General features: G+C 71.5%; 18 protein-coding genes. 17 read left to right on the plus strand and 1 reads right to left on the minus strand.

The features are described from left to right. Positions 1 to 2 precede the first annotated feature (2 nt). The 5 genes from ACI2JZ_RS08180 to ACI2JZ_RS08200 all read left to right on the plus strand — a co-directional run bounded on the left by ACI2JZ_RS08180 (position 3) and on the right by ACI2JZ_RS08200 (position 6108). Entirely contained in the window at positions 3 to 656 is a 654-nt protein-coding gene (locus ACI2JZ_RS08180) for an FMN-binding negative transcriptional regulator (protein ID WP_404597164.1), read from the plus strand. Next, a complete protein-coding gene (locus ACI2JZ_RS08185) occupies positions 653 to 1681 on the plus strand; it encodes an ornithine cyclodeaminase (RefSeq protein WP_404597165.1) in 1029 nt (342 codons plus the stop codon). Before ACI2JZ_RS08180 ends, ACI2JZ_RS08185 begins: the two co-directional genes overlap by 4 nt. Before the next feature lie 62 nt (positions 1682 to 1743). Continuing rightward, a complete protein-coding gene (locus tag ACI2JZ_RS08190) occupies positions 1744 to 3213 on the plus strand; it encodes an amidohydrolase (RefSeq protein WP_404597166.1) in 1470 nt (489 codons plus the stop codon). Next, entirely contained in the window at positions 3213 to 4790 is a 1578-nt protein-coding gene (locus ACI2JZ_RS08195) for an amidohydrolase (protein WP_404597167.1), read from the plus strand. Before ACI2JZ_RS08190 ends, ACI2JZ_RS08195 begins: the two co-directional genes overlap by 1 nt. Before the next feature lie 181 nt (positions 4791 to 4971). Continuing rightward, complete coding sequence (locus ACI2JZ_RS08200) at positions 4972 to 6108, plus strand: CaiB/BaiF CoA transferase family protein (protein ID WP_404597168.1); 1137 nt, start codon at positions 4972 to 4974, stop codon at positions 6106 to 6108. 13 nt (positions 6109 to 6121) lie between these two features. Here ACI2JZ_RS08200 and ACI2JZ_RS08205 read toward each other — a convergent pair whose 3' ends face one another. After that, complete coding sequence (locus ACI2JZ_RS08205) at positions 6122 to 7600, minus strand: PucR family transcriptional regulator (protein WP_404597169.1); 1479 nt, start codon at positions 7598 to 7600, stop codon at positions 6122 to 6124. 73 nt (positions 7601 to 7673) lie between these two features. On the opposite strand from ACI2JZ_RS08205, the gene ACI2JZ_RS08210 reads away from it, so the two are divergent. The 12 genes from ACI2JZ_RS08210 (at position 7674) to ACI2JZ_RS08265 (ending at position 24485) form a co-directional block, all read left to right on the plus strand. Further along, entirely contained in the window at positions 7674 to 8780 is a 1107-nt protein-coding gene (locus ACI2JZ_RS08210) for a DUF917 domain-containing protein (RefSeq protein ID WP_247957096.1), read from the plus strand. Next, on the plus strand, positions 8777 to 10351 hold the full coding sequence (locus ACI2JZ_RS08215; protein WP_247624289.1) for a hydantoinase/oxoprolinase family protein: 1575 nt from the start codon (positions 8777 to 8779) through the stop codon (positions 10349 to 10351). The genes ACI2JZ_RS08210 and ACI2JZ_RS08215 overlap by 4 nt, the downstream gene beginning before the upstream one ends. 62 nt (positions 10352 to 10413) lie before the next feature. Next, positions 10414 to 12003 carry an ABC transporter substrate-binding protein gene (locus ACI2JZ_RS08220; protein WP_404597170.1) on the plus strand — a complete coding sequence of 530 codons (1590 nt, stop codon included), beginning with the start codon at positions 10414 to 10416 and terminating at the stop codon, positions 12001 to 12003. A gap of 1 nt (position 12004) precedes the next feature. Next, complete coding sequence (locus ACI2JZ_RS08225) at positions 12005 to 13048, plus strand: ABC transporter permease (RefSeq protein WP_247624291.1); 1044 nt, start codon at positions 12005 to 12007, stop codon at positions 13046 to 13048. A gap of 3 nt (positions 13049 to 13051) precedes the next feature. Continuing rightward, the gene (locus tag ACI2JZ_RS08230; protein WP_404597171.1) at positions 13052 to 14881 is read left to right on the plus strand and encodes a dipeptide/oligopeptide/nickel ABC transporter permease/ATP-binding protein; all 1830 of its coding nucleotides are present in this window, start codon (positions 13052 to 13054) and stop codon (positions 14879 to 14881) included. Continuing rightward, a complete protein-coding gene (locus tag ACI2JZ_RS08235) occupies positions 14878 to 15645 on the plus strand; it encodes an ABC transporter ATP-binding protein (protein ID WP_247624293.1) in 768 nt (255 codons plus the stop codon). Before ACI2JZ_RS08230 ends, ACI2JZ_RS08235 begins: the two co-directional genes overlap by 4 nt. Next, a complete protein-coding gene (locus ACI2JZ_RS08240; protein ID WP_404597172.1) occupies positions 15645 to 16859 on the plus strand; it encodes a M20 family metallopeptidase in 1215 nt (404 codons plus the stop codon). Before ACI2JZ_RS08235 ends, ACI2JZ_RS08240 begins: the two co-directional genes overlap by 1 nt. Before the next feature lie 310 nt (positions 16860 to 17169). Further along, positions 17170 to 18513, plus strand: a complete 1344-nt coding sequence (locus ACI2JZ_RS08245) for an MFS transporter (RefSeq protein ID WP_404597173.1) — start codon at positions 17170 to 17172, stop codon at positions 18511 to 18513. Beyond that, entirely contained in the window at positions 18510 to 19775 is a 1266-nt protein-coding gene (locus ACI2JZ_RS08250; protein ID WP_404597174.1) for a CaiB/BaiF CoA transferase family protein, read from the plus strand. The genes ACI2JZ_RS08245 and ACI2JZ_RS08250 overlap by 4 nt, the downstream gene beginning before the upstream one ends. Beyond that, complete coding sequence (locus ACI2JZ_RS08255; protein WP_404597175.1) at positions 19775 to 20548, plus strand: enoyl-CoA hydratase/isomerase family protein; 774 nt, start codon at positions 19775 to 19777, stop codon at positions 20546 to 20548. The genes ACI2JZ_RS08250 and ACI2JZ_RS08255 overlap by 1 nt, the downstream gene beginning before the upstream one ends. Positions 20549 to 20763: 215 nt before the next feature. Next, on the plus strand, positions 20764 to 22686 hold the full coding sequence (locus tag ACI2JZ_RS08260; protein WP_404597176.1) for a helix-turn-helix domain-containing protein: 1923 nt from the start codon (positions 20764 to 20766) through the stop codon (positions 22684 to 22686). 170 nt (positions 22687 to 22856) lie between these two features. Then, positions 22857 to 24485: an ABC transporter substrate-binding protein gene (locus ACI2JZ_RS08265; protein WP_247633637.1), complete on the plus strand. Its 1629-nt coding sequence runs from the start codon at positions 22857 to 22859 to the stop codon at positions 24483 to 24485. Positions 24486 to 24582: the final 97 nt, after the last annotated feature.

A 24582-nucleotide genomic window follows, 5' to 3' on the forward strand; every position in this document is an offset into this window, starting at 1 on the left:
CCGTGAGGCACAACCCCGATTACGCCCTCGACGACGTCGAGACCGTGCGCGCGCTCGTGCGCGAGAACCCGTGGGCGACGATCGTCAGCCACGTGCCCGGCGAGGGACTCGTCGCCTCGCACTACCCGGTGCTGCTCGAAGAGGATGCCGAGGGCATCTCGATCGTGAGTCACGTCGGTCGCCCCGACGAGCGCCTGCACCAGCTCGGCCGGCACGAGACGATGGTGATCGTCTACGGACCCCAGGGCTACGTCTCGCCGAGCTGGTACGGCACGTCGCCGGCCGTGCCCACGTGGGACTTCGCCGTCGCGCATCTGTTCGGCACCCCCGAGATCCTCTCCGACGACGAGAACCTCGCGGTGCTCGACCGCCTCGTGAGCTGGTTCGAGAGCCCGCTGCCCGACCCGTACCTGATGCATCGCACTCTCGAGAACACCGCCTACGCCGAGCGCATCGTGCACGGCACCGTGGGGTTCCGCCTGCGGGCCACCCGCATCGAGGCCAAGGAGAAGATGCACCAGGACAAGTCCCCCGAGCTGATCGCGCGCGTCGTCGAGGCGCTGCGCAACCCCGGCCCCTATGAGAACCCGAAGCTCGCCGATCGCATCGCGGATGTGAACCGCGACGTGCTCGATGGAAAGGAAGTGACCGCATGACCGCGTTCGTCGGAGTGGGTGACATGGTCGAGTGGATCTCGCGCCGCGGAGCCGAGACGATCATGACCGAGATGGCCGACACGATCGAGGCGGACTTCCGCCGGTGGGAGTCGTTCGACAAGAGTGAGCGCGTCGCCAATCACACGCCCTTCGGCGTGATCGAGCTCATGCCGATCAGCGACCCCGACGTGTACGCGTTCAAGTACGTCAACGGCCACCCGTTCAATCCGGGTCGCGGGTATCAGACGGTGACGGCGTTCGGTGTGCTCGCCGATGTGCACAACGGTTACCCGGTGTTCCTGGCGGAGATGACCATGCTCACGGCGCTGCGCACGGCGGCGACGTCGGCGATGGTCGCCCGGCGCCTCGCGCGTGCGGATTCGTCGACGATGGCGATGATCGGGGCGGGCAGCCAGGCCGAGTTCCAGGCTCTCGCGTTCCGCGGGGTCCTGGGGGTGTCACGCCTGCGGATCTACGACGTCGACCCCGCGGCATCCGCCAAGTTCGTGCGCAACCTCGCACCGCGCGGCTTCGACATCACGGTGTGCGCCTCGGCGTCGGAGGCCGCCGCCGGCGCCGACATCGTCACGACGTGCACGGCCGACAAGGCGGTCGCGCAGGTGCTGACGGATGCCGACGTCGCCCCGGGTATGCACATCAACACGATCGGTGGGGACTGCCCGGGCAAGACCGAGCTCGACCCGCGGATCCTCGATCGGGGTCCGGTGTTCGTGGAGTACACGCCGCAGACGCGTGTCGAGGGCGAGATCCAGAACGTCGCCGCGGACTTCCCGGTCACGGAGTTCTGGCAGGTGTTGAACGGGACGGCTGCGGGACGCACCTCGCCCGAGCAGGTGACGATCTTCGACTCGGTGGGTTTCGCGATCGAGGACTTCTCGGCCCTGCGTCACCTGCGCGCCGACCTCGCGGGCACGGGGCTCGACACCGAGATCGACCTCGTCGCCGCCCCCGAGGACCCGAAGGACCTCTTCGGCTTCGCGACCTCGCCCGTCCCCGTCGCCTGACCGGCGGCCCCGCCCGCCGACCCCGACCATCCCCGCGCGCGCCGCGCGCCGAGAGGAGCAGCATGACCGAGTCCCTCACCCTGCGGGACGTGCGCCCGTACGACGGCGGTGAGCCGGTCGACGTGCTCGTGCGCGACGGAGTGATCGCCGAGATCGGCCCCGCCGGAACGGTCGCACCCGCGGGCGAGGTCGTCGAGGCGGGCGGTCGCTGGATCGGCCCGGGGTTCTGGGACGCGCACGTGCACTTCACGCAGCACGTGACCCGTCGCCGGCGCCTCGACCTCACCGAGACCCGCACCGCCGACGACGTGCTCGACATCGTGCGGCGGGCGCGCGCCGAGGGCGCCCCGCTGAGCGACGGGATGCTGATGGGCTACGGGTTCCGCGACGGGCTGTGGCCCGTGCCCGCCTCGCTCGCGGCCCTCGAGGCCACCGTCAGCGACATCCCGGTCGTGCTCGTGAGCGGCGATCTGCACTGCGGCTGGATGAACCGTGCCGCGGCCGCGCGCCTGGGTGTCGAGCTCGACGAGACGGGGCTGCTGCGTGAGGGGCCGTGGATCGGCATCCTGCACGATTTCGACGAGGCCGCGCAGCTGCCGGCGGATGCCTATGCGGATGCCGCGTCGGCCGCCGCCGCCCGCGGCGTCGTGGGAATCGTCGAGTACGAGAAGACCGACAACATCGCCGAATGGTCGGCGCGCACGGCGGGTGGGCTCACGAGCCTGCGCACCGACATCGCGGTGTGGCCCGACCTGCTCGAGCAGGTGATCGCCGCAGGCGTCCGCACCGGCGACATCGTCGACGAGGCGGGTCTGGTCACCTTCGGCCGGCTCAAGGTCGTCGTCGACGGCTCGCTGAACACCCGCACCGCCTGGTGCTGGGACCCGTACCCCGGCATGGACCCCGGTCACCCGCACGCCTGCGGCATGGAGAGCGTGCCGATCCCCGAACTGCGCCGCCTGCTCGAACGTGCCCGCGGCGCCGGCATCGAGGCCGCCGTGCACGCGATCGGCGACCGCGCGAACACCGAGGTGCTCGACACGTTCCAGGCCCTCGACATGAAGGGCGTGATCGAGCACGCCCAGCTCGTGCGCGACGACGACTTCGCCCGCTTCGCCGCGCTCGGCCTGATCGCCAGCGTGCAGCCCGAGCACGCCATGGACGACCGCGACGTCGCCGACCACCACTGGGCGGGCCGCACCGGTCGCGCTTTCGCGTTCGGTTCGCTGCACCGCTCGGGCGCGACCCTGCGCCTGGGATCGGATGCCCCGGTCGCCCCGCTCGACCCGTGGATCTCGCTCAGTGCGGCCACCGCGCGCAGCCGCGGCGACCGCGACGCCTGGCACCCCGAGCAGCGTCTTCCGCTCGACGTGGCGCTCGCGGCATCCGTTCGTACCTCGTTCGCCGTCGGGCAGCCCGCCGACCTCGTGATCGGCGACCGCGACCCCTACGCGAGCGACCGCGACGAACTGCGGTCCATGCCCGTCGCCGCCACCCTGCTCGGAGGCCGCTTCACCCACCGGGAGCTGTGATGACCACTTTCACCAACGGCCGTGTGTTCACGGGCGAGAGCGAGACCGCGTTCGCCTCGGCGTTCCGCGTCGTCGACGGGATCGTCGACTGGGTCGGCGACGCGGCGGACGTGACCGATGCGGATGCCGTCGACCTCGGCGGCCGCACCGTGCTGCCCGGACTGCTCGACAGTCACACGCACCCCGCGCTGCTCGCCGGAACCGCGGCGGCCGCGGAGTGCTTCCCGCCCGCCGTGCTCAGCGCCGACGACCTCGTGCGCGTGCTCGACGCGCACGCCGCGACGATCAGCGGGGCGGATGCCTGGGTGCTGGGGCGCGGATTCGACGACACCAAGTTCCCGGAGGGGCGGATGCCGACGGCCGCCGACCTCGACCGCATCGCCACCGATCGCCCGGTGCTGGTCTGGCGCTGCGACGCGCACTCGGCCGTCTGCAACACCCGCGCGCTCGAGATCGCCGGCATCACCGCCACGACGGTCGACCCCGAGGGGGCGCGGTTCGAACGCGACGCCGACGGCAACCCGAACGGGGTGCTCACCGAGATCGCGGCGGTCAACGTGGTGGCAGCCTTCATCCCGTCGCCGAGCCGCGACGAGCAGATCGATGCGATCGTGGCGATCGGCGACGAGCTCGCCTCACGCGGCATCGTGGCGGTCTGCGACCTGCTGTCGTCGCGCATCGACCGCCCGCTCGAGACCTTCCGCGCCGCCGCCGAGCGCGGCCTGCGCACCCGCGTCGCGCTGTACCCGGGGTGGGACCCGGAGGCGCCCCTCGGGGAGCTGACCGACGACGACCGCACCGGGCCGATCCGCATCGCGGGCGTGAAGGTCGTGCTCGACGGCGCGTACTCCAACCGCACCGCCTGGGTGCACGAGGCGTACCCCGACTCCTGCGACCACGGCCTGCGTCTCGTCGACGACGCCGACGTGCTCGCGGCCGGCGACTGGGCCCGCCGCAACGGCGTGCAGCTCGCCGTGCATGCGATGGGCGACCGGGCGCTCGACCGCGTCGTGGAGCTGTTCGAGGATCAGGAGCCGTGGCTCGACGGCATCCCCTCGGTGCGCATCGAGCACGCGACGATCGTGAGCGACGCGTATCTCGCGCGACTGGGATCGGGGCGGATGTCGTTCGGCATCGCCACGCACACGGTGTTCTTCTTCGCCGAGTACGACGGGTACGAGAAGGCGCTGCGCGTCGAGCAGGTGCCGGATGCCTACCCGATCGCGCGCCTGTACGCGGGGCTCGAGCCGTTGGCACTGTCGTCGGACCGGCCGGCCACCGCGTGGAGCGGCGCCGACGACGTGATGCTCTCGGTCGAGGCCGCCGTGCGACGCCGCACCTACAACGGCATCGAGTTCGGCGCCGAGGCGGCGATCACCGTGCCGCAGGCGCTGCTGCTGTACACCTCGCGGGCGGCCTCGCTGTCGCCGCTGGAGGGTGTCGGGCGCCTCGCACCGGGGCTCGACGGCAGCTTCGCCGTGCTCGACCGCGACGTCTTCACGGTGCCCGACGACGAGATCGCCGCCGTGCGCGTGGCCGAGACCTGGATCCGCGGCGAGCGGGTGTTCGTGCGCTGAGGCTGGTGGGGATTCCTGCGACGCTTCGACAGGCTCAGCGACCCAGGAATCGGTTCCTGCCCGGGAACCGGGTCCCTGAGCCTGTCGAAGGGCCCACCCCGCGCCCCGTTCGGTGTGCGCAGCACCCATCGCCGACGGCATCCGCTCGTCGATAACCTCGCTCGGGAGCGAAGGGGCGACGATGACTGACGGAGATTTCCGGCCGCTCGAGGGCGTGCGCGTGATCGACTTCACCCGGCTGCTCGCCGGGCCGTACGCGACCATGACCCTCGCCGAACTCGGCGCCGACGTGATCAAGGTCGAGCAGCCGGGCATCGGCGACGAGACCCGGCACTGGGGGCCTCCGTTCGTGCACGGGGCGAGCGCGTACTTCCACGCGATCAACCGCGGCAAGCGCAGCATCGCGCTGGACCTCGCCGACCCCGCCGATCGCGAGACCGCGCACGCGCTGATCGGCACGGCGGATGTCGTGGTCGAGAGCTTCCGCCCGGGCGTCGCCGACCGACTGGGGATCGGTGCCGACGCGATGCTCGAACGGTTCCCGCGACTGGTCTACGCCTCTATCAGCGGCTTCTCGCAGGAGGGCCCGCTCGCGGCCGAACCGGGCACCGCGGTGACGGTCGAGGCCGAGTCCGGGCTCATGCACGTGACCGGGTACGAGGGCGCCGACCCCGTGCGTTCCGGGGTGGCGATGGTCGACATCGCGACCGGGATGTCGGTGATCAACGGCGTGCTCGCCGCTCTTCTCGAACGCGGGCGCACCGGTGTCGGCCGTCGGCTGGAGTTCTCGCTGTTCGCGACCGCGCTGAGTTCGCTGGGCACGGTGATCGCCGCGACATCGGCCGGCGGACCCCCCTCGAAGCCGTGGGGCAGTTCGCACCCGTCGATCGTGCCGTACCGCGCGTTCGCGGCATCCGATGGTCATGTCGTGCTCGGCGCGACCAACGACGCGATGTTCGCGCGTCTCGTTGCGGCGCTCGACCTCGGCGCCGTGCTCGGCGGGCCGGAGTGGGCGGGCAACCGGGCCCGGGTGGAGGGGCGCGACGAGCTCGAACGCATCCTGGCCGCGCGGGTCGGATCGTTGCCGCTCGAGACGGTGGTCGGATGCCTGCAGGTGGAGCGTGTGCTCGTGGCGCGCGTGCGCACCCCGGAAGAGGCGGCCCGCGGCCCGCAGGCGGATGCTCTCGGCCTGATCGAGCACGACGACGGGGTGTCGATCGCCCGGTCGGCGCTCGGCACCAACGGCACGGTGCGGCTGGCACGCGCCCCCGGTCTCGACGCCGACGGCGCGGCGCTCCGCGCGGAGCTCGGTCGCTGACCCGGTGACGGGGCTACCCGGCCCCGAGCAACCTCACGCGGCAGGCGAGCTCGACGGCGAAGCGGGCGTCGGGGTCGGCGAGATCGATGCCGAGCAGCTCGCGGATGCGCCGCATCCGGTACCCCACGCCGTTCGGGTGCAGCATGAGTTCGCGGCCGGCGTGCACGAGCGACCCCTCGTGCGCGAGGTACACGAGCAGGGTGCGCACCGACTGCAGCGCGCGCTCGGGGCCGAGGTCGTCGAGCGGACGCAGGATGTCGTGCAGCAGCTCGCGACTGATGGGTGAGGCGTAGACGTCGAGCAGCACCCGCCGCAGACCCGTGACATCGGTGAGCTCGACCCCGCCGAGGCGCCCGGCGGCGATCGCCGACTCGGCCGCGATGCGCGCCTCGGCCGCCGACTGCCGCAGTCCCAGCGCGCCGACCTGCGGGGTGCCGAGTCCGAGCGTGTAGGCCCAGTCGGAGCCGGCGATCTCCTGCGCCCGCTCCTGGATGAGCATCGCGACCTCGCGCACGCGGCGCTGATGGTCGCCGGCCCCGTGCTCCTCGGTGCAGACGAGCAGCAGGTCGTCCTGCAGGAAGGCGACGTGCCACATCTCCTCGCGCGCCTCGACGAGTTGCAGCGCGAACAGTTCGAGCGCGGGTTGCACGCTGCGCGGCGCCCGGGCGTCGGGGTCGGTCGTGCCCGTCGGGGCGAGCCAGGCGACCGCGTGCGACTGGGGGAGGGGCAGCCCGAGACGCGCGGCCTGGGCGACGAAGCCCTCGGCGCGCGAGGGCTCGGCGAGTACGAGTTCGACGAGCAGGTCGGCGCGCGACTGCGTGGGGGCGAACCGGTCGCGGCTCTGCCGTTGCGCGACGCGCGAGAGCAGCGAGGCGATCACGGGCAGCGACACCTCGGTCGCGCCGTCGGTGTGATCGGCCACGAGGCGCCCGATGAGCACCTCGCCGATGAACACCGCATCCGCATCGGTCCACGCCACGGCCTGGTCGGGGGCGATCGACAGGGCGACCCCGAGAGCGCCGCCGGCGACCGACAGGATGCTCTCGGTCGTGCTGTCTGCGGATGCCGCGGCCTCGGTCGCGAGGGCGATCGCGTGCGCGCCGCGCATCATCGCCTCCGACGCCCCGCCCGAGATGGCCCGGTCGATGGTCTTCGCGAGGTCGGCGGCGCCCACTCCCACGGCCGAGAACACGGGTACGCCGGCACGCTCGGCGAGCACGCGCGCGGTCTCGGCGAGTGTGAGCGGGGCGGTGAAGACGAGGCCGGCGAGGCCGCGGGCGCTGGCCTGCCGCAGGGCGACGTCGATGCGGAAGGGCGGTGGCTGCTCCTCGCCGTCGATGATCGCGAGGGTGCCGGTGGCGAGGGCGTCGAGGCGGTCGACGGCGGCGAGGTCGACGCGCACGATCTGCCGGTCGTCGACGGGGCCGGCGTGCGAGCGCAGCCCGAGTCGGTCGGCGTCATCACGCAGATCCCGCAGTGTGTACTGTGCCATGCGCACAGTATGCCCGGAATCACTGGATGCAGGAAACATTGCCGGGAGGTGAACGGCTCCGTACCGTGAACACATGGCCCAGACTTCCTCCGTCGCACGCACCGCGGCTCCGATCACCGAGATCACGGCAGACGACATCGCCGCGCTCGGCGTCGGCACCGCGATCTTCGGCACCGGCGGCGGTGGCGCCGTCTACACCTCGCAGATCATGGTCGAGACCGCGCTGCGCGAGCACGGCCCCGTGCGGCTGGTGCAGGTCGACGACCTCGGCGCCGACGACGTCGTCATCCTGATGTCGGGCATCGGCGCCCCGACGGTCGGCATCGAGATGCTGGCCGCGAAGGACCAGATCCACGCGCTGCTCGCCGAGGCCGAGCGGCTGCTCGGCCGCAAGGTCACGACGCTGATGGCGGCCGAGATCGGGGGAAGCAACGGCGTGCAGCCGATCGGCTGGGCCGCCCGCCTCGGGCTGCAGATCCTCGACGCCGACGGCATGGGCCGCGCGTTCCCGGATGCCGCGATGGTGGCGATGAACGTCGCCGGCGTCCCCTGCGCATGGGCCGTGCAGAGCGACGTCGTCGGCAACATCTCGGTCATGAAGACGGTCGACCTGCACTGGCTCGAGCGTCACGCCCGCGCCCTCACCGTCGCGAGCGGCTCGATCTGCATCGGCGCGCACTACCCGATGACCGCCGACCAGGTGAAGGGCTCGGTCATCGAGGGCACGGTGAGCGCCGCCATCCGCGTCGGCCACGCCCTGATGTCGTCGTCCGACCCGGTCGCCGCCGTCGCGGCCGAGCTCGACGCCCGCGTGCTCATGACCGGCAAGATCACCGACCTCGACCGCCGCACCGTCGGCGGTTTCGTGCGCGGCTCGGTGACCATCACCGGCACGGGCGCCGACCGGGGCCGCCTGCAGCGCCTCGAGCTGCAGAACGAGAACCTGCTCGTGCTCGAAGACGGCGAGGTGCTGGTGAGCGTGCCCGACCTCATCACGATCATCGACGCCGAGACCGGCCACGCGATCACCACCGAGATGCTGCGCTTCGGCCAGCGCGTCTCGGTTCTCGCGTGGGCCTGCGACCCGATCTGGCGCACGCCCCGCGGCCTCGAGCTCGCCGGGCCCCTGGCCTTCGGCTACGACTTGCCGTACGTCCCGTTCGAAGGAGCGACCCGATGACCGCCCGCGACCTCTCCATCGGCGTCGACGTCGGCGGCACGAACACCGACGCGGTCGTGCTCGACGGCGACGGCCGGGTGCTCGCGTGGACCAAGCGCGCCACGACCGATGACATCACCGGCGGCATCCGCGCCGGCATCCGCGACGTGCTCGCCGCGATCGGCGACGACCGCTCCCGCGTCTCGCGCGTCATGCTCGGCACGACCCACGCGACCAACGCGATCGTGCAGCGCCGCCAGCTCGACCGGGTCGCGATGATCCGCCTCGGCGCCCCGGCCGCGACCGAGTACCCGCCGCTGACCGGCTGGCCCGACGACCTCGTGCGCATGGTGCTCGCCGGCGCCACGATGCTCGGCGGCGGCCACATGGTCGACGGCACCCCGATCGCCCCGCTCGACCGCGACGGCATCCTGCGCTTCGTCGACGGCCTCGACGACTTCGATGCGATCGCCGTGGCGGGCATCTTCAGCCCCTCGTCGCCCGAGCAGGAGCTCGAGGTCGCCGACCTGCTGCGCGGCCACCTGGGGCAGGACACCCGGGTGTTCCTCAGCCAGGACATCGGCCCGACGGGTCTGCTCGAGCGTGAGAACGCCACGCTCCTCAACGCCGCGCTCTACAGCGTCGCCCGGTCGGTGACCGAAGCGCTGGTGACGGTCGTCGCCGAGGAGGGTCTCGACGCGACCACCTTCTTCGCCCAGAACGACGGCACCCTGATGTCGCTCGACTACGCCGCGCAGTACCCCGTGCTCACGATCGGATCGGGCCCCGCGAACTCCATCCGCGGCGCCGCGTACCTCTCGGGCCACGACGACGCGATCGTGATCGACGTGGGCGGCACGACCTCCGACCTCGGGGTGGTCGTGGGCGGTTTCCCCCGCGAGTCGACGCTGCCGCGCGAGATCGGCGGGGTGCGCACGAACTTCCGGATGCCCGACATCCTCAGCGTCGGCATCGGCGGCGGCACGATCGTCGACGTCGCCTCGGGCCGCGTCGGCCCGGACTCGGTCGGCTACCGCATCGACCGGGAGGGCCTGCTGTTCGGCGGCTCCACCCCGACGCTGACGGATGCCGCGGCCCTCGCCGGCAGCCCCGTCGCCGGTCGTACGCTGCCCGGGCTGTCGTCGCAGGTGACCGAGGCGCTCGAGCAGGCGCTCGCGAAGGTCGCCGATCGTCTGGAGGAGGCCGTCGAACGCCTCTCCCTCGGCCGCATGGACATCCCCCTCGTCGTCGTCGGCGGCGGCGGATTCCTCGTTCCCGACAGCCTCGCGAGCGCCGGCAGCATCCTGCGTCCCGACCACGGCGGCGTCGCCAACGCGGTCGGCGCGGCGATCTCGCTCGCCGGCGGCCGAGCCGATCAGATGGCCCCGATGGGCGATCGCGACCAGGCGATCGAGCAGGCATCCGAAGCCGCCATCGCGAAGGCGATCCAGGCCGGCGCCGACCCGCTGCAGGTGTCGATCGTCGAGGTCCTCGAGACGCACGTGCCCTACACCGCCCAGCCCACCGTCAACGTGACGGTCAAGGCCGCGGGCCCGCTCGCGCGGCTCTCGGCCGAGGTTCCGGTCCGCTGACCGGAAGAAGAAGACCACAGCATCCGCAGCTCCACCCCCTCACCCGAAATCAGGAGATCGCTATGAAACGCAGTACCGCAGTACCCGTGGCCGCCGTTCTCTCTGCGCTTGCGCTGACACTGACGTCCTGCGCGGGCTCGAACGACCAGTCCGCGCCCGCCGAGGGCGACTACGTCTCCGGTGGCACCTTCGTGACCGCCGTCGGCGACGACCCGGGCGACCTGAACCCGCTCAAGGCCGTCTCGCCCGACACGTTCGCGGTCGTCAGCCTCGCCTACGAATCGCTGATCGCCGTCACCGACGAGGGAGACCTCGTGCCCTGGCTCGCCGAGAGCTGGGAGGAGACGGGCACCGAGGTCGTCTTCACCCTCAAGGACGGCATCACCTGCACCGACGGGTCGGAGTTCACGGCGCAGACCGTCGCCGACAACCTCAACTACAACGCCGACCCCGCCAACGCGACCTTCTCGTACGGCTCGGTCATCGACGAGACGATCTCAGCCACGGCCGACGGTAACGTCGTGACGGTGACGAGCACCGAGAACAACCCGTTCCTGGCCGTCAACGTCGGCACGATCATGCTCGTCTGCGACGCCGGCCTCGCCGACCCGACCACGCTGTCGGACGCGACCGACGGCACCGGACTCTTCGGCCTGAGCGACGTCAAGCCGGGCGACACCTACACGTTCACCAAGCGCGACGACTACACGTGGGGCCCCGACGACGTCACGAGCGAGACCGTCGGTCTGCCCGACACGATCCAGGCGCGCGTCGTCACCGATGAGAGCACGGCCGCCAACCTGCTCGTCTCCGGCGAGATCAACGCGGCGACGATCTCGGGCGCGGACCGTGCCCGTCTCGACGGCGCCGGACTCACCCACTCGGGTGTGCGCAACCCCGTCGGCATGATCCTCTTCAACGAGAAGGAGGGTCGTCCGTTCTCCGACCCGCTCGTGCGCGAGGCGCTGTCGATCGCGATCGACCGCGACGAGGTCGGCACGGTGATCGCCGACGGCGAGGCACTGGAGTCCGTCTCGCTGGTGACCAAGAACCCGCTGCTCTGCGTCGCCGACGGCCCGAAGTGGGAGCTGCCCGACACCGACCTCGACCGGGCGGCCGAGCTGCTCGACGAGGCCGGCTGGACGGTCGGCGCCGACGGCACGCGCACCAAGGACGGCCAGCCGCTGACCATCAAGTTCGTCTACAACGCCCCCACCTCGACGCACGCGGCCGCGGCCGAGCTCGTCAAGGAGACGTGGGACGAGCTGGGCGTGACGACCGAGCTGTTCGCGAACGACGCGGCGGCCTGGTCGGAGCAGCTCTGGTCGACCTTCGACTGGGACACCGGCTGGGTGCAGGTGGCACCGGGCGGCCCGGTCGTGCTGTCGACGTTCTTCGACGGCGCCACCCCCGACCAGGGCGGTCTGAACTTCATGTGGGTCGACAACCCCGAGTACTCCGCCCTCGCCGCCGAGGCCTCGAGCGCGAGCCCCGAGGAGACCTGCGGCATCTGGCAGGACGCCGAGGCCGAGCTCATCAACCGCTTCGACGTGTTCCCGGTGACCGACAACATCCTGCCGACCTACCAGTCGGGCGCGGTGTTCGAGCAGCCGAACTTCATCCAGCCGACCTCGATCCGGATGCTGGGCTGACATGACGACGACTCCTCCTCCCGCGACCGCCGAGGTGGTCGACACCACCACGGCCGCCCTGGCGGCGCGGGTGGAGGAGCGCCGCCTGCGTCGGGGACTCTCCCCGCGCACCGCGTTCCTGCTCCGCCGCCTCGGCCGGCTCGTGATCTCCCTGGCCGTGGTGATCGTCGCGTCGTTCCTGCTCATGTACCTCGTGCCCGGCGACCCCGTGCGCGCGGCGCTGGGTCAGAGCGCGACGCCGCAGCTCGTCGAGGCGACCCGCACCCAGCTCGGCCTCGACCGGCCGATGTGGGAGCAGTTCTTCCGCTTCATCGGCGGTCTCTTCACGGGCGACCTCGGCACCTCGGTGCGGTTGCAGCGACCGGTGGCGGACGTGCTCGCGCAGCGCTTCCCGACCACGCTGCTGCTCGCGGTGCTCGCCTTCATCATCGCCGTGATCGGGGCGCTGCCCGCCGGCATCGGCGCGGCGGTGCTCGCGCGCTCCGGCCGTCGCCGCGGCCTGTCGATGACGCTCTCGGCCGTGCTCGGCATCCTGATCGCCGTCCCGAGCTTCCTCGTGGCGGTCGGTCTCATCTCGCTGTTCGCGGTGCAGCTCGGCTGGCTGCCGGCGGCGGGATGGGGAAAACCGGCGGATGCCGTGCTGCCGGTCATCGCCCTCGCGATCGGCCCGATGGCGTACCTCGTGCGCATCGTGCAGGTCGAGATGCTGGCGGTGCTCGACACCACCTACATGACCACCGCCCGGGCCAAGCGCCTGCCACGGCACCTGATCCACCTGCGGCACGCGCTGCCGAACATCGTCACCGCGTCGCTCACCGTCGGCGGGCTCATCCTCGCCGGCCTCACCGCCGCGACCGTGCTCATCGAGACCGTGTTCGCGATCCCCGGACTCGGCACCATCATGGTCTCGTCGGTCGGGGCCAAGGACTACCCGATGGTGCAGGGCGTCGTCATCGTCTACGCGCTCATCGTGCTGGGCGTGAACCTCGTCGTCGACGTCATCCTCGCCACCATCGATCCGCGCTCGTCGATCACGGAGGGCTGAGACATGTCCGTGCGCAAGAAACTCCTCAACGCCACCGCGATCTCCGCCCTCGCCGGCAGTGCGCTCCTGGTGTTCCTCGCCGTCGCCGGTCCCACGATCTGGGGCCCGGCCGCCGACACCACCGACGTCTCCTCGCGGCTGCTCGGCGCGAGCGCGGCGCACCCGTTCGGCACCGACGAGCTGGGCCGCGACATCCTCGCCCGCGTGCTCACCGCGACGCGCCTCACGCTTCTTCTCACGCTCGGTGCCACGGCGATCGCGCTCGCCGGCGGCATCGTGTTCGGTCTCGTCGCGAGCATCCTCCCCAAGTACCCGCGGCGCTGGTTCACGGGCCTCCTCGACATCCTGCTCGCGTTCCCCTGGCTGCTGATGGTGCTGTTCTTCACCGTCATCTGGGGCGCGACGGCGACCGGGGCGATGCTCGCGATCGGCTTCGCGGGCATCCCGTCGTTCGCCCGTCTCGTGTACAACCTCGCCTCCTCCGTGTCGGGCCGCGACTACGTGCGGGCCGCCCGCGTGGTGGGCGTCGGGCCGGTCGGCATCCTGCTGCGGCACGTGCTGCCGAACATCGCCAACCCGTTCTTCGTGAACGCCGCCGCGACCGCGAGCGTCACGCTGCTGTCGTTCGCCGGTCTCTCGTTCCTCGGCCTCGGGGTGCAGGCGCCCGCGTACGACTGGGGGCGGATGCTGCAGGAGGGCATCCTGCGCATCTACGTGAACCCGCTCGCGGCGATCGGCCCCGGCATCGCCATCGTGCTCGCCGGTCTCGTCTTCACGCTGCTCAGCGAAGCCGTCGCCGGCACCCGCGGCTCGGGCTTCCGCGCCGTCGCCGCCCGGGCCGCCGGCGGGGTGACGATCACCTCGCGCCGACGCAACCCGGCCCCGGCCGCCGCGGCGCCCGAGAGCGACGTGGTCGCCGAGATCACCGACCTGCACATCGCCTTCCCCACCGCCGACGGCGGCGTGGTCGAGCGCGTGCGCGGCGTCGACCTGCGGGTCGCCCGGGGCGAGATCGTCGGCATCGTCGGCGAATCCGGGTCGGGCAAGTCACTCACCGCGATGGCGCTCGCCGGACTCCTCGGCGACGACGCGATCATCACGACCCCGGCGCACCGCTTCGACGACCTCGACATGACCGGGCAGCTGACGGCATCCGATCGTGCCCGCTTGGGCGTCGAGCTCGGCATGATCTTCCAGGACCCGCTCACCTCGCTGAACCCCGCGCTCACCATCGGGCGCCAGCTCACCGAGGTGCCCGAGGTGCACATGGGCATGCGCCCGAAGGAGGCGCGCGTGCGCGCCGCCGACGCGCTGACCGCCGTCGGGATCCCGGATGCCGCGAACCGGCTGAAGCAGTACCCGCACGAGTTCTCGGGCGGCATGCGTCAGCGGGCCATGATCGGCATGGCGCTCACCGGCAATCCGCGGCTGATCATCGCCGACGAGCCCACCACCGCGCTCGATGTGACCGTGCAGCGCCAGGTGATGGGCGTGCTGCACCGGGCGCAGGAGGAGACGGGGGCGGCGATCGTGTTCATCTCGCACGACATCGCCCTCGTCTCGGCGTTCTGCGATCGGGTCATCGTGATGAAGGACGGGCGGGTCGTCGAGGCGCTCTCGGCCGGCCGCATCCGGCAGGACGCGCAGCATCCGTACACGCAGGCGCTCATCGCGTGCCTCCCCGACATGACGAGCGACCGCACGCAGCCGCTGCCGGTGATCCCGCCGGAGCTGATGCCCGAGGCGTTGGACGATTCCGCGCCGACGGAGGAGCCGTCGGATGCCCGTGAGGGCTCCCACGACGGGGCTCACGAGAAGGAGGTGCCGGTGTGAACGCGCTCGAGATCACGGACCTGAGTGTCCGCTACGGCCGTACCCGCGTGGTCGAACGGGTGAGCCTGTCGGTGCCGAAGGGCCGCACGGTCGGACTCGTCGGCGAATCCGGGTCGGGCAAGAGCACGATCGCGGCCGCCGCCGTCGGGCTCGTGCGCCCCGAATCCGGATCGATCCGCGTCGACGGCGTCGAGACGGCGACCGGTGGGGCGGCCGCACGCCGCGCACGCCGCCGCATGCAGCTCGTCTTCCAGGACCCGTTCTCGGCCCTCGACCCGCTCATGCCCATCGGCGACTCGATCGCCGAGGCCCTGCGCGCCACCGGCCGCCGCTGGACCCGCGCCGAGCGCATCGCCCGCGTGCGCGAACTGCTCGCCCAGGTGCACCTCGACCCCGACCGCGCGGGCGAGCGGCCCGGCGCCTTCTCGGGCGGCCAGCGCCAGCGCATCACGATCGCGCGCGCCCTCGCGGGCGAGCCCTCGGTGCTCATCGCCGACGAGGTCACCAGCGCCCTCGACGTCTCGGTGCAAGGCGCGATCCTCAACCTGCTGCGCGAGGTGCAGCAGGAACTGGGGCTGTCGATGCTGTTCATCTCGCACAACCTCGCGGTCGTGCGGTACATCAGCGACGAGGTGTGCGTGATGCGACATGGCAAGCTGGTCGAGGCCGGGCCGACCGAAGCACTGCTCGCGAACCCCGCCGACCCCTACACGGTGGACCTGCTCGACGCGGTCCCCGTTCTCGGCGAGAGGATGCAGTTCTGATGGGTTCCGGTTCGGACGCGGGTTCTGGTTTCGACGGCGGGTTCGGGGGTGCGGCGGAAGAACTGCGCGCGCACCTCACGGCCGTGCGGCGCGAGCTGCACGGGGCGGTCGAGATCGGACTCGACCTGCCGAACACGCAGGCGATCCTGCTGCGCGAGCTCGAGGGTCTCGGACTCGAGATCACCGTCGGGCAGTCGCTGTCGTCGATCACCGCCGTGCTGCGCGGCGGGCGTCCGGGCCCGGTGGTGCTGCTGCGCGGCGACATGGACGGACTGCCCATCACCGAGGCATCCGGTCTGCCGTTCGCCGCGACCTCGGGCGCGATGCACGCCTGCGGCCACGACCTGCACATGGCCGGAGTGCTCGGTGCCGTGCGGCTGCTGGCCGCCCGCCGCGACGAACTCCCCGGCACGGTCGTCTTCATGTTCCAGCCCGGTGAGGAGGGGCAGGCCGGCGGTCGCATCATGATCGAGGAGGGCGTGCTCGACGCCGCCGGGACGCGGCCGGTCGCGGCGTACGCGATCCACGTCGACAGCGCCACCCCGCGCGGACAGCTCGTCACCCGCGAGGGCGCGATGATGGCGAGCGCCAGCGCGCTGCGCCTGACCCTGCACGGCACCGGCGGCCACGCCGCCTTCCCGCAGCTCGGCATCGACCCGGTGCCGGTGGCGGCGCAGCTCATCCTCGCGGTGCAGACCTTCGCCGCGCGCCGCCTGCCCGCCACCGACCAGGCCGTGATCTCGATCACGCGCCTGAGCAGCGACTCCGAGGCGAGCAACGTGCTGGCCGCGACCGTGTCGCTCGAGGCCAACATCCGCACCCTGTCGATGCAGACCCTCGACACGGTGCGCGAGCAGCTGCCGGTGATGCTGGCGGGGATCGCCGAGGCCAACGGATGCCGGTTGGAGTCGGAGTTCATCGCCTCGTACCCCGTGACCTACAACGACCCCGCCGAGACCCGCGAGGTGCTGGAGGTGCTCGACGAGCTCGTCGGGGAGGAGCGCGTGATCCGGCTCGCGGCGCCGTCGATGGCATCCGAGGACTTCTCGTACGTGCTGCAGGAAGTGCCCGGTGCGTTGGTGTTCGTCGGTGCCGCCCCCGACTCGGGTCCGATGCCGCTGCACTCCGAGCAGGCGATCTTCGACGACGAGGTGCTTCCGCTGCAGGCATCCGTCCTCGCCGAGCTCGCCTGGCGCCGGTTGCTGCGCGGCTGAGGCCGCCCGTCTCGCGGTCGCGCGCGTAACGCAGGAGATCTCGCGCAACGCAGGATCGAATCCAGCGGATGCTCCTGCGGAACGCGAGATCTCCTCCGTCGTGTGCGGCCCTTCGTCTCGCTCCGCTCGCTCAGGAACCGGCTCCTGAGTGAGGAGCGCAGCGACGAGACGAAGGGCCCGCGGATGCCGTGGCTGGAAGCGCCATACGGAGACCACAGGTGTATGCGTCCGAGACATAGGCCCGCGCCTCCCGCCCTGACAGGCTGATCCCTGGCCGGCGTCAGCGGAGACGCCGCGGAAAGGGAACCCCATGACCTCGGCATCCACCGCCCGGCGCGACGCGCCTCCCGCGGAGCGCTCGCAGATCCGCACGATCGTCGCATCGAGCGTCGTCGGCACGACCGTCGAGTGGTTCGACTTCTTCGCCTACTCGACGGCGGCGGCGCTGATCCTCAACAGCCTGTTCTTCCCCGACTACGACCCGCTCGTCGGCACGATCCTGGCGTTCGGCGGTATCGCTGTCGGGTACTTCGGCCGCCCGCTCGGGTCGATCGTGTTCGGGCACTTCGGCGATCGCATCGGACGCAAGCGGATGCTCGTCATCTCGCTCGTCCTCATGGGTGTCGCCACCTTCCTCATCGGTCTCCTGCCGACCTACACCGCGATCGGGGTCGCCGCCCCGATCCTGCTGATGGTGCTGCGTTTCGTGCAGGGCTTCGCTCTCGGCGGCGAGTGGGGCGGTGCGGTCCTGCTCGTCGTCGAGCACGCCGAGCCGCGTCGTCGCGCGTTCCTCGGCAGCTTCCCGCAGGTGGGACTCGCGCTGGGGCTGACGCTGTCGACCCTGGTGTTCCTGCCGCTGGTCGCGCTCCCCGGCGACGCCTTCCAGGCGTGGGGCTGGCGGGTGCCGTTCCTCATCAGCGCGGTGCTGGTGCTGGTGGGCCTGTTCATCCGTCTGAAGATCAGCGAGACCCCCGAGTTCGAGAAGATGCGCGATGCCGGTAAGGCCGCCCGCGTGCCGCTCTGGGAGACCCTCAAGACCCACCCGGGCCAGGTCGTCTTCGCGGCCCTCAGCTTCGCCGTCATCGGTGCGGTCTTCTACATGCTGTTCACGTTCAGCCTCACCTACGGCACCCAGTTCGTCGGGCACACGCAGCCCGAGATGCTCACGATCGCGACGATCTGCTCGTTGCTGGCGCTGCTCGGACTCCCGCTCGCGGGGTGGCTCGCCGACCGCTTCGGCGTCGCGAAGGTCTTCGCCTCCGGCACGATCCTGTCGGTGCTCCTCGCGTTCCCGGCGTTCTGGCTGATCGACACCGGCAGCCTCGCCGCCGCATACGTCGCTTACATCGCGACGACGATCGGCTTCTGCGCGACCTACGGCACCCTCGGCGTGCTCTACGCACAGGCGTTCGACGTGCGCATCCGTTACACGGGCATGTCGCTCGCGCTCGGCATCGGCACGATCGTGGGCTCGGCGTTCGTGCCGATCATCTACCTCGAGCTGCTCGACGTGTTCGGCGGCTCATGGGCGATCGCCCTCTACATGGTCGTCGCGGGCATCGTCACCCTCGTCTCGGTCGCCCTGCTCCACCGCCTCTCGCGTCGCGCCGCCGCGCGTGCCGCCGCTCCCGCCCCGGAAGGATCCTCTCGATGATCGATGACGCCACCCGCGCCCTGCTCGCCGGACTCGGAGGAGTGGATGCCGCTCCCGGCTCACTCGCGGGGGTGGTGGTGGTCGACGTCACACGCGTCGTCGCCGGGCCCTACTGCTCGATGATCCTGGCCGACCTGGGCGCGACGGTCATCAAGGTCGAGAACCCCGGCGACCCCGACTACACGCGCACCTTCCCGCCGATGCTGCCGCGCGAGGATGCGGAGCCGCTGAGCGGATTCTTCGCGCAGTACAACCGCAACAAGCTGGGCGTCACGCTGAACCTGAAGAGCCCGGGTGCCGCCGAGGTGCTCGACCGGCTCGTCGAGCGCGCCGATGTGCTGGTCGAGAACTTCCGCCCCGGCACGATGGACCGTCTCGGGCACGGCTACGAGCGTCTGCGTCGGGTGAACCCGAAGCTCGTGTACGCGGCGCTCAGCGGCTACGGTCAGTCGGGTCCGTACCGGCTGCGCCCCGCCTACGACAACAGCGCGCAGGCCACCGGCGGACTGTGGTCGATGAACGGTGAGGCCGGTGGCCCGCCCACCCGTGTGGGCACGATCATCGGCGACCTCGCGGCCAGCCTCTACGGCGTGATCGGGGTGCTCGCGGCGCTCCGGCACGCCGAGCAGACGGGCGAGGGGCAGCTCGTCGACATCTCGCAGCAGGACTCCGTCCTCACCCTCACCGAGAACGCCGTCGTGTCGTACACGGTCGACGGTGTCGTGCCGAAGCCCCTCGGCAACCAGCATCCGTTCGTGCGCCCCTACGAGCTGTTCCCGTGCGCCGACGGCTTCGTGTTCTTCGGCGGGTACACCGACAAGTTCTGGCGCATCTCGTGCGAGACGTTCGGCAGCCCGGCCGACTGGAACGACAATCCCGACCTGCACAGCATGGCCACCCGCTTCGATGCCGAGGTCTACCAGGAGAGGGTCAAGCCGATGGTCGTGCGCTGGTTCGCCGACCGCACCAAGGCCGAGCTCGAAGCGCTCGCCGGAGATCTCGTGCCGTTGAGCGCGGTGAAGGACATCGGCGAGGTGGTCGAGGATCCGCAGATCGCCGCGCGCGGCATGATCGTCGACAACGACTACCCCGGCCACGGGTCGCTGCGCACCTTCGGGTCGCCGGTGAAGCTCGATCGCACTCCCGCGCAGACCGCGGGGCTCGCGCCCGACATGGGTGAGCACACCGATCGGGTGCTGGGGGAGTTCCTCGGCTACTCGACCGACGAGGTCGCCGCGCTGCGCACGGGAGGCACGATCTGATGAGCATCCGTCTCGACCGCACGGATGGCATCGGCGTCATCACGATCGACCGCCCCGAGAAGCTCAACGCGTTGACGCTCGCGATGTACGACGAACTCGGCGCCGCGTTCGCGGAGGTCCAGGATGACCTGCGCATCGGCGTCGCGGTGCTGACGGGGGCGGGGGAGCGCGCGTTCTGCGTCGGCGCCGATCTGGGCGAATCGATCCCGGCGCTCACCGAGGAGCGCTTCGACATCAGCGAGTGGGATGCCGCGCACCAGAAGCACTCGACGCTCGAGAAGCCGGTGGTCGCCGCGATCAACGGTCTCTGCCTCGGCGGCGGGTTCGAGATCATGCTGTCGACCGACATCCGTCTCGCCTCCGCCGATGCGCAGTTCGCGCTGCCCGAGACCGGTGTCGGCGTCGTGCCGGCCGGGGGCACCCTCGTGCGGCTCATCCGGCAGATCCCCTACGCGTTCGCGATGGACCTCATGCTGCGCGGCGACCGCATCGACGCCGAGACCGCGCTGCGGTACGGGCTCGTGAACCGGGTGGTCGAGACATCCGCTCTGCACGACGAAGCGATCGCCGTCGCCGAGCAGCTGCTCACGAAGAGCGCCACAGCGCTCGCGAGCGTGAAGCGGGCCGTGCGTGCGCTCGCCGACCTGCCCGAGTCCGAGGCGTTCCGCCTCGAAGCGGTGCTGGGCCAGCAGGCGTTCGCGAGCGACGACGCCCGCGAGGGCCTCGCCGCCTTCGCCGAGCGCCGCCCCCCGCGGTTCCCGTCGCGGGGCTAGCTGGTCCCTGAGCCGTCGAAGGGCCCTTCCGCGTGACTGGGTCCCTGAGCCTGTCGAAGGGCCCCGCGGCGTCGAAACCCCTCACGCCCGACGTCGCGGAGGGTGGGTCTCGACGCGATCGGTGGGTCTCGACGGGATCCGCGATCCTCCGGCGGCATCGCGCAGATACCCGGCGGAAACCGGGCCCGTGGGAAGGTGGGGGTGAGAGGAGCCTCATGGCCGAGAACACCGCGTCCGCGCTCGTGCGCGAGGTCGTCGCGGCCGCGCGCGCCGAGCCGGGGGAGCGGATGCTCGCGCTCACGCAGTTGCTCACCGAGGCGGATGCCGCGGCATCCGATGTCGAGGAGATCCTCGCCGCGGTGCAGGAGTCGCAGCAGCAGACCGCGCGGCTGCGGAGGCGCACCGTCGAACTCGAGGCCCTGTTCTCGACCGCGCGAGAACTTGTGCGACTGCAGGACGTGACCGATGTGCTGCGCCGCCTCGTTCAGCGCGCGCACGAACTCATGGGCACCGACGTCACGTACCTCTCGGAGGTCGACAACGCGCAGGGCGATCTGCGCGTGCGGTATTCGGCGGGCACGGTGACCCCGGAGTTCCGCGACCTGCTCGTGCCCGCCGGGTACGGCCTCGCGAGCCTGGTCGCCGACTCCCGCGAACCGGTCTGGGTGCGCGAGTACACGCGCATGGCGGATGCTCCGCACGACCCCTCCATCGACGATGCGGTCGCGCGCGAGGGACTCGTCTCGTTCCTCGGCGTGCCGCTGGCCGTCGGCGACGAGGTGCTCGGGGCCCTGTTCGCCTGCAACCGGTTCGCCCACGACTTCACGCCCGACCAGGTGCTGCTGCTCTCGGCGTTCGCCGATCATGCCGCGGCCGTGCTGCACAGCGCCCGCGTGCTGGCCGAGAACGCGGCTGCCCGCGCCCGCGCCGAAGAGGCGTACGCCGAGCTGGAGCGCCACCTCGCCGCGACGCAGATCGTCGGCGGCATCCATGAAGAGCTCACCGCCGCCGTGGTCTCGGGCGCGACCCTGATCGATCTCGTCGCGACGGTGTCGGATCGCCTCGGGCGGCGCGTGCGCGCGGTCGACGAGACGGGGCTTCCCCTCGATGCGGGAGCGGACGCCCGTGCGGGCCTGCCGCGCCGCAGGCCCCTCACCGATGCGATCCGGGAGAGCCGGGCGAGCGGGCATGCGGTCGCGGTGGTCGACGGGGAGCGCCGGTGGCTGGTGGTCGCGATCCTCGGTGCCGACCGGGCGCTCGGTGCGATGGTCGCCGATGACGAGGACGCCGTGCCCGACGACGTCGCCCGCCCCACGCTCGAGCGCGCCGCGCAGGTCGCCGCACTCGTCTCCTTCAAACGCGATGCCGTCTCGGCGATCCGCGCCGAGCGCCGTGCACGCGTGCTCGGTGCGGTGCTCGACGGTTCGGCCGAGGCATCCGTTCTCTCGAGCGAGGTCGTGCACCCGCTCGTGGGCGTGGCGGCGATCGATGGGCGCGGGCGCGAGGGGGCGCTGACGGTGGCCGCGGATGCCGTCGGCGACCACGGCCTCGTCGCGGTGCGCGAACACGGGCTCGTGGTCGCGTGGACGGCATCCGTCGACGGGCCCGGGGCCGGGGCCGGTCTCGTGGCCGCGACCGAGCGGGTTCGACGGATCCTCGCCGAGCGGCTCGACGATCCGTCGGTCACCGCGGTCGTCGGCGCGACGGTCGACGGGGCGCAGGCGCTGCGCGCGTCGGCCGAGCGTGCGGTGCGCGATCTGCGGTTCCTGGGACCGCTCGGGGTGTCGGGGGCGACCGTGCGGTCGGACGACTTCGCGCCGTATCACGTGCTCTCGTCGGGGGAGCCGGAGGCGGCGGCCCGGTTCGTCGACGGGGTGCTCGGGCCGGTGCGCGCGTGGGACGAACGGCGGGGCACGGCGCTCGTCGACACCCTCGTCGCGTACTTCGACGCGGGGGAGAGCCGCCAGGGTGCCGCGACCGCGCTGCGCGTGCACACGAACACGGTGCAGCAGCGGCTCGACCGGATCTGGACGCTGCTCGACGGCGACCCCGCGGATGCCGAGTACCGGTTCCGCCTGCAGGCCGCCGTGCGACTCGAGCGCCTCCGGCGGGAGTTGCTCGGGCTTCCCGGTTCCTGAGCGAGGAGCGAAGCGACGAGACGAAGGGCGCCGACCCTAGCCCACTCGCCCTCGCAACTCACCCGTGTGACGCAATCTGACGCACGGTGTCGCCCTGTGTAGCCCGGGGCGACCGGCATCCGCGGGCCTGGATAGCGTCGGAAGCCCGTGCCGACCCGAGAGGACCCATCGTGGCATCCGGAATCCCCCGTCGCCTCGGCGCTGCCGTCGCAGCAGCCGTCGTCACCGCTCTGACCCTGACCGCCTGCGCCTCGGCCGCCCCCGAGTCCTCGGGTGACAACGGCGAGCCCGTCACCGGCGGCGACCTCGTCGTCGCGGCTCGCTCCGAACCGCCGCAGCTCAACCCGCTCGTCGACCAGATGGGCGGCGCGCACGTGCTGACCCCGGTCGTCGACTCCCTCGTGTGGGACAACGGCGACGGCACCTACGGCACGTGGCTCGCGACCGACTGGGAGGTGTCCGACGACGCCCGCGTGTACACGTTCACGCTGCGCGACGACGTGACCTTCCACGACGGCACCCCGTTCGACGCTGAGGCCGTGAAGGTCAACTTCGATTACGTCGCCGACCCGGCCAACAAGTCCACGGGTTCGGTCGCGAAGCTGGGCCCGACGGCCGAGGTGCTCGACGAGTACACCGTGCGCATCACGCTCGAGCAGCCGGAGTCGAGCTTCCTCACGCTGATCGCCGCCCCGTACTTCGGCATCGTGTCGCCGACACAGCTGCTCGACGACCCCGACTCGCTCGCGTCGACCGTGGTCGGCACCGGTCCGTTCGTCTTCGACGAGTGGGTCAAGGGTCAGAGCATCAGTTACGTGCGCAACGACGACTACGACTGGGGCCCCGAGGGCACCCACGAGGGCGCCGCGTACCTCGACAAGATCACCTACCGCTTCCTGCCCGAGGACCAGACGCGCTACAACGCGCTGCTCACGGGCGAGGCCGACATCGTCGACTACATCGCTCCCGAGTACGCCGAAGAGGTCAAGGCCGACGACCGCTACGAGTCCGACGAATTCCTGCTGCCGGGTGTCGGCTTCACGCTGCACCTGAACACGCGCACCGCGCCGTTCGACGACGTGAACGTGCGTCGCGCGCTGCTCACGGGCATCGACCGCGAGGCGATCGTCAAGAGCGCGACCTTCGGCGCGTACCCCGTGCAGGAGTACCTGGCGACCACGACGCCCGACTACAAGACCGACCTCGAGAACGTCATCGAGTTCGACGCGGATGCCGCGGGCGCGCTGCTCGACGAGGCCGGCTGGACGGGAACGGATGCCGACGGCTACCGCACCAAGGACGGCGAGCGCCTGAGCACCACCGTGCCCTACGCCGACAACGACCAGCTCGCCCAGCGCACGCTGGAGCAGGTGCAGATCGACGCGAAGGAGCTCGGCTTCGAGCTCGTGCTGCAGCCGGTTCCGGCGGCGGACTTCTCGCAGCGCCTGTACACCGGCGAGTACGGCATCATGCCGTCGTTCCAGTCGGAGGCGACCGGCATGCAGCTGTGGCGCCTGTACGGCGGCGACAACGTGTCGGACGGTTCGTCGATCGGCTCGAACGCGTCGTTCCTGGCGGATGCCGAGCTCGACGGCATCCTGGCCCAGGCGCGCGCCAGCGCCGACCCGGCCGCCCGCGCCGACTTCTACGGCCAGGCGCAGGAGCTGCTGCCCTCGCTCGCCCCGTCGATCCCGCTGTACTCGCGGGCCCGCGTGGTGGCGTGGCAGCCGAACGTGCACGGCGTCGCGTGGGACTACGCGTGGCCGCAGCCGTACCTGTTCGACGCCTGGAAGAACTGAGTCTCGCGGGGTGACCGCCCTGGGATGCTTCGACAGGCTCAGCAACCCAGGGCGGTCGCTCTTCCTGAGCCTGTCGAAGGGTCCCGCCCCGGTACTG

The sequence above is a fragment of the Microbacterium sp. NPDC087868 genome (assembly GCF_044900755.1).
Lineage (GTDB): Bacteria > Actinomycetota > Actinomycetes > Actinomycetales > Microbacteriaceae > Microbacterium > Microbacterium galbinum.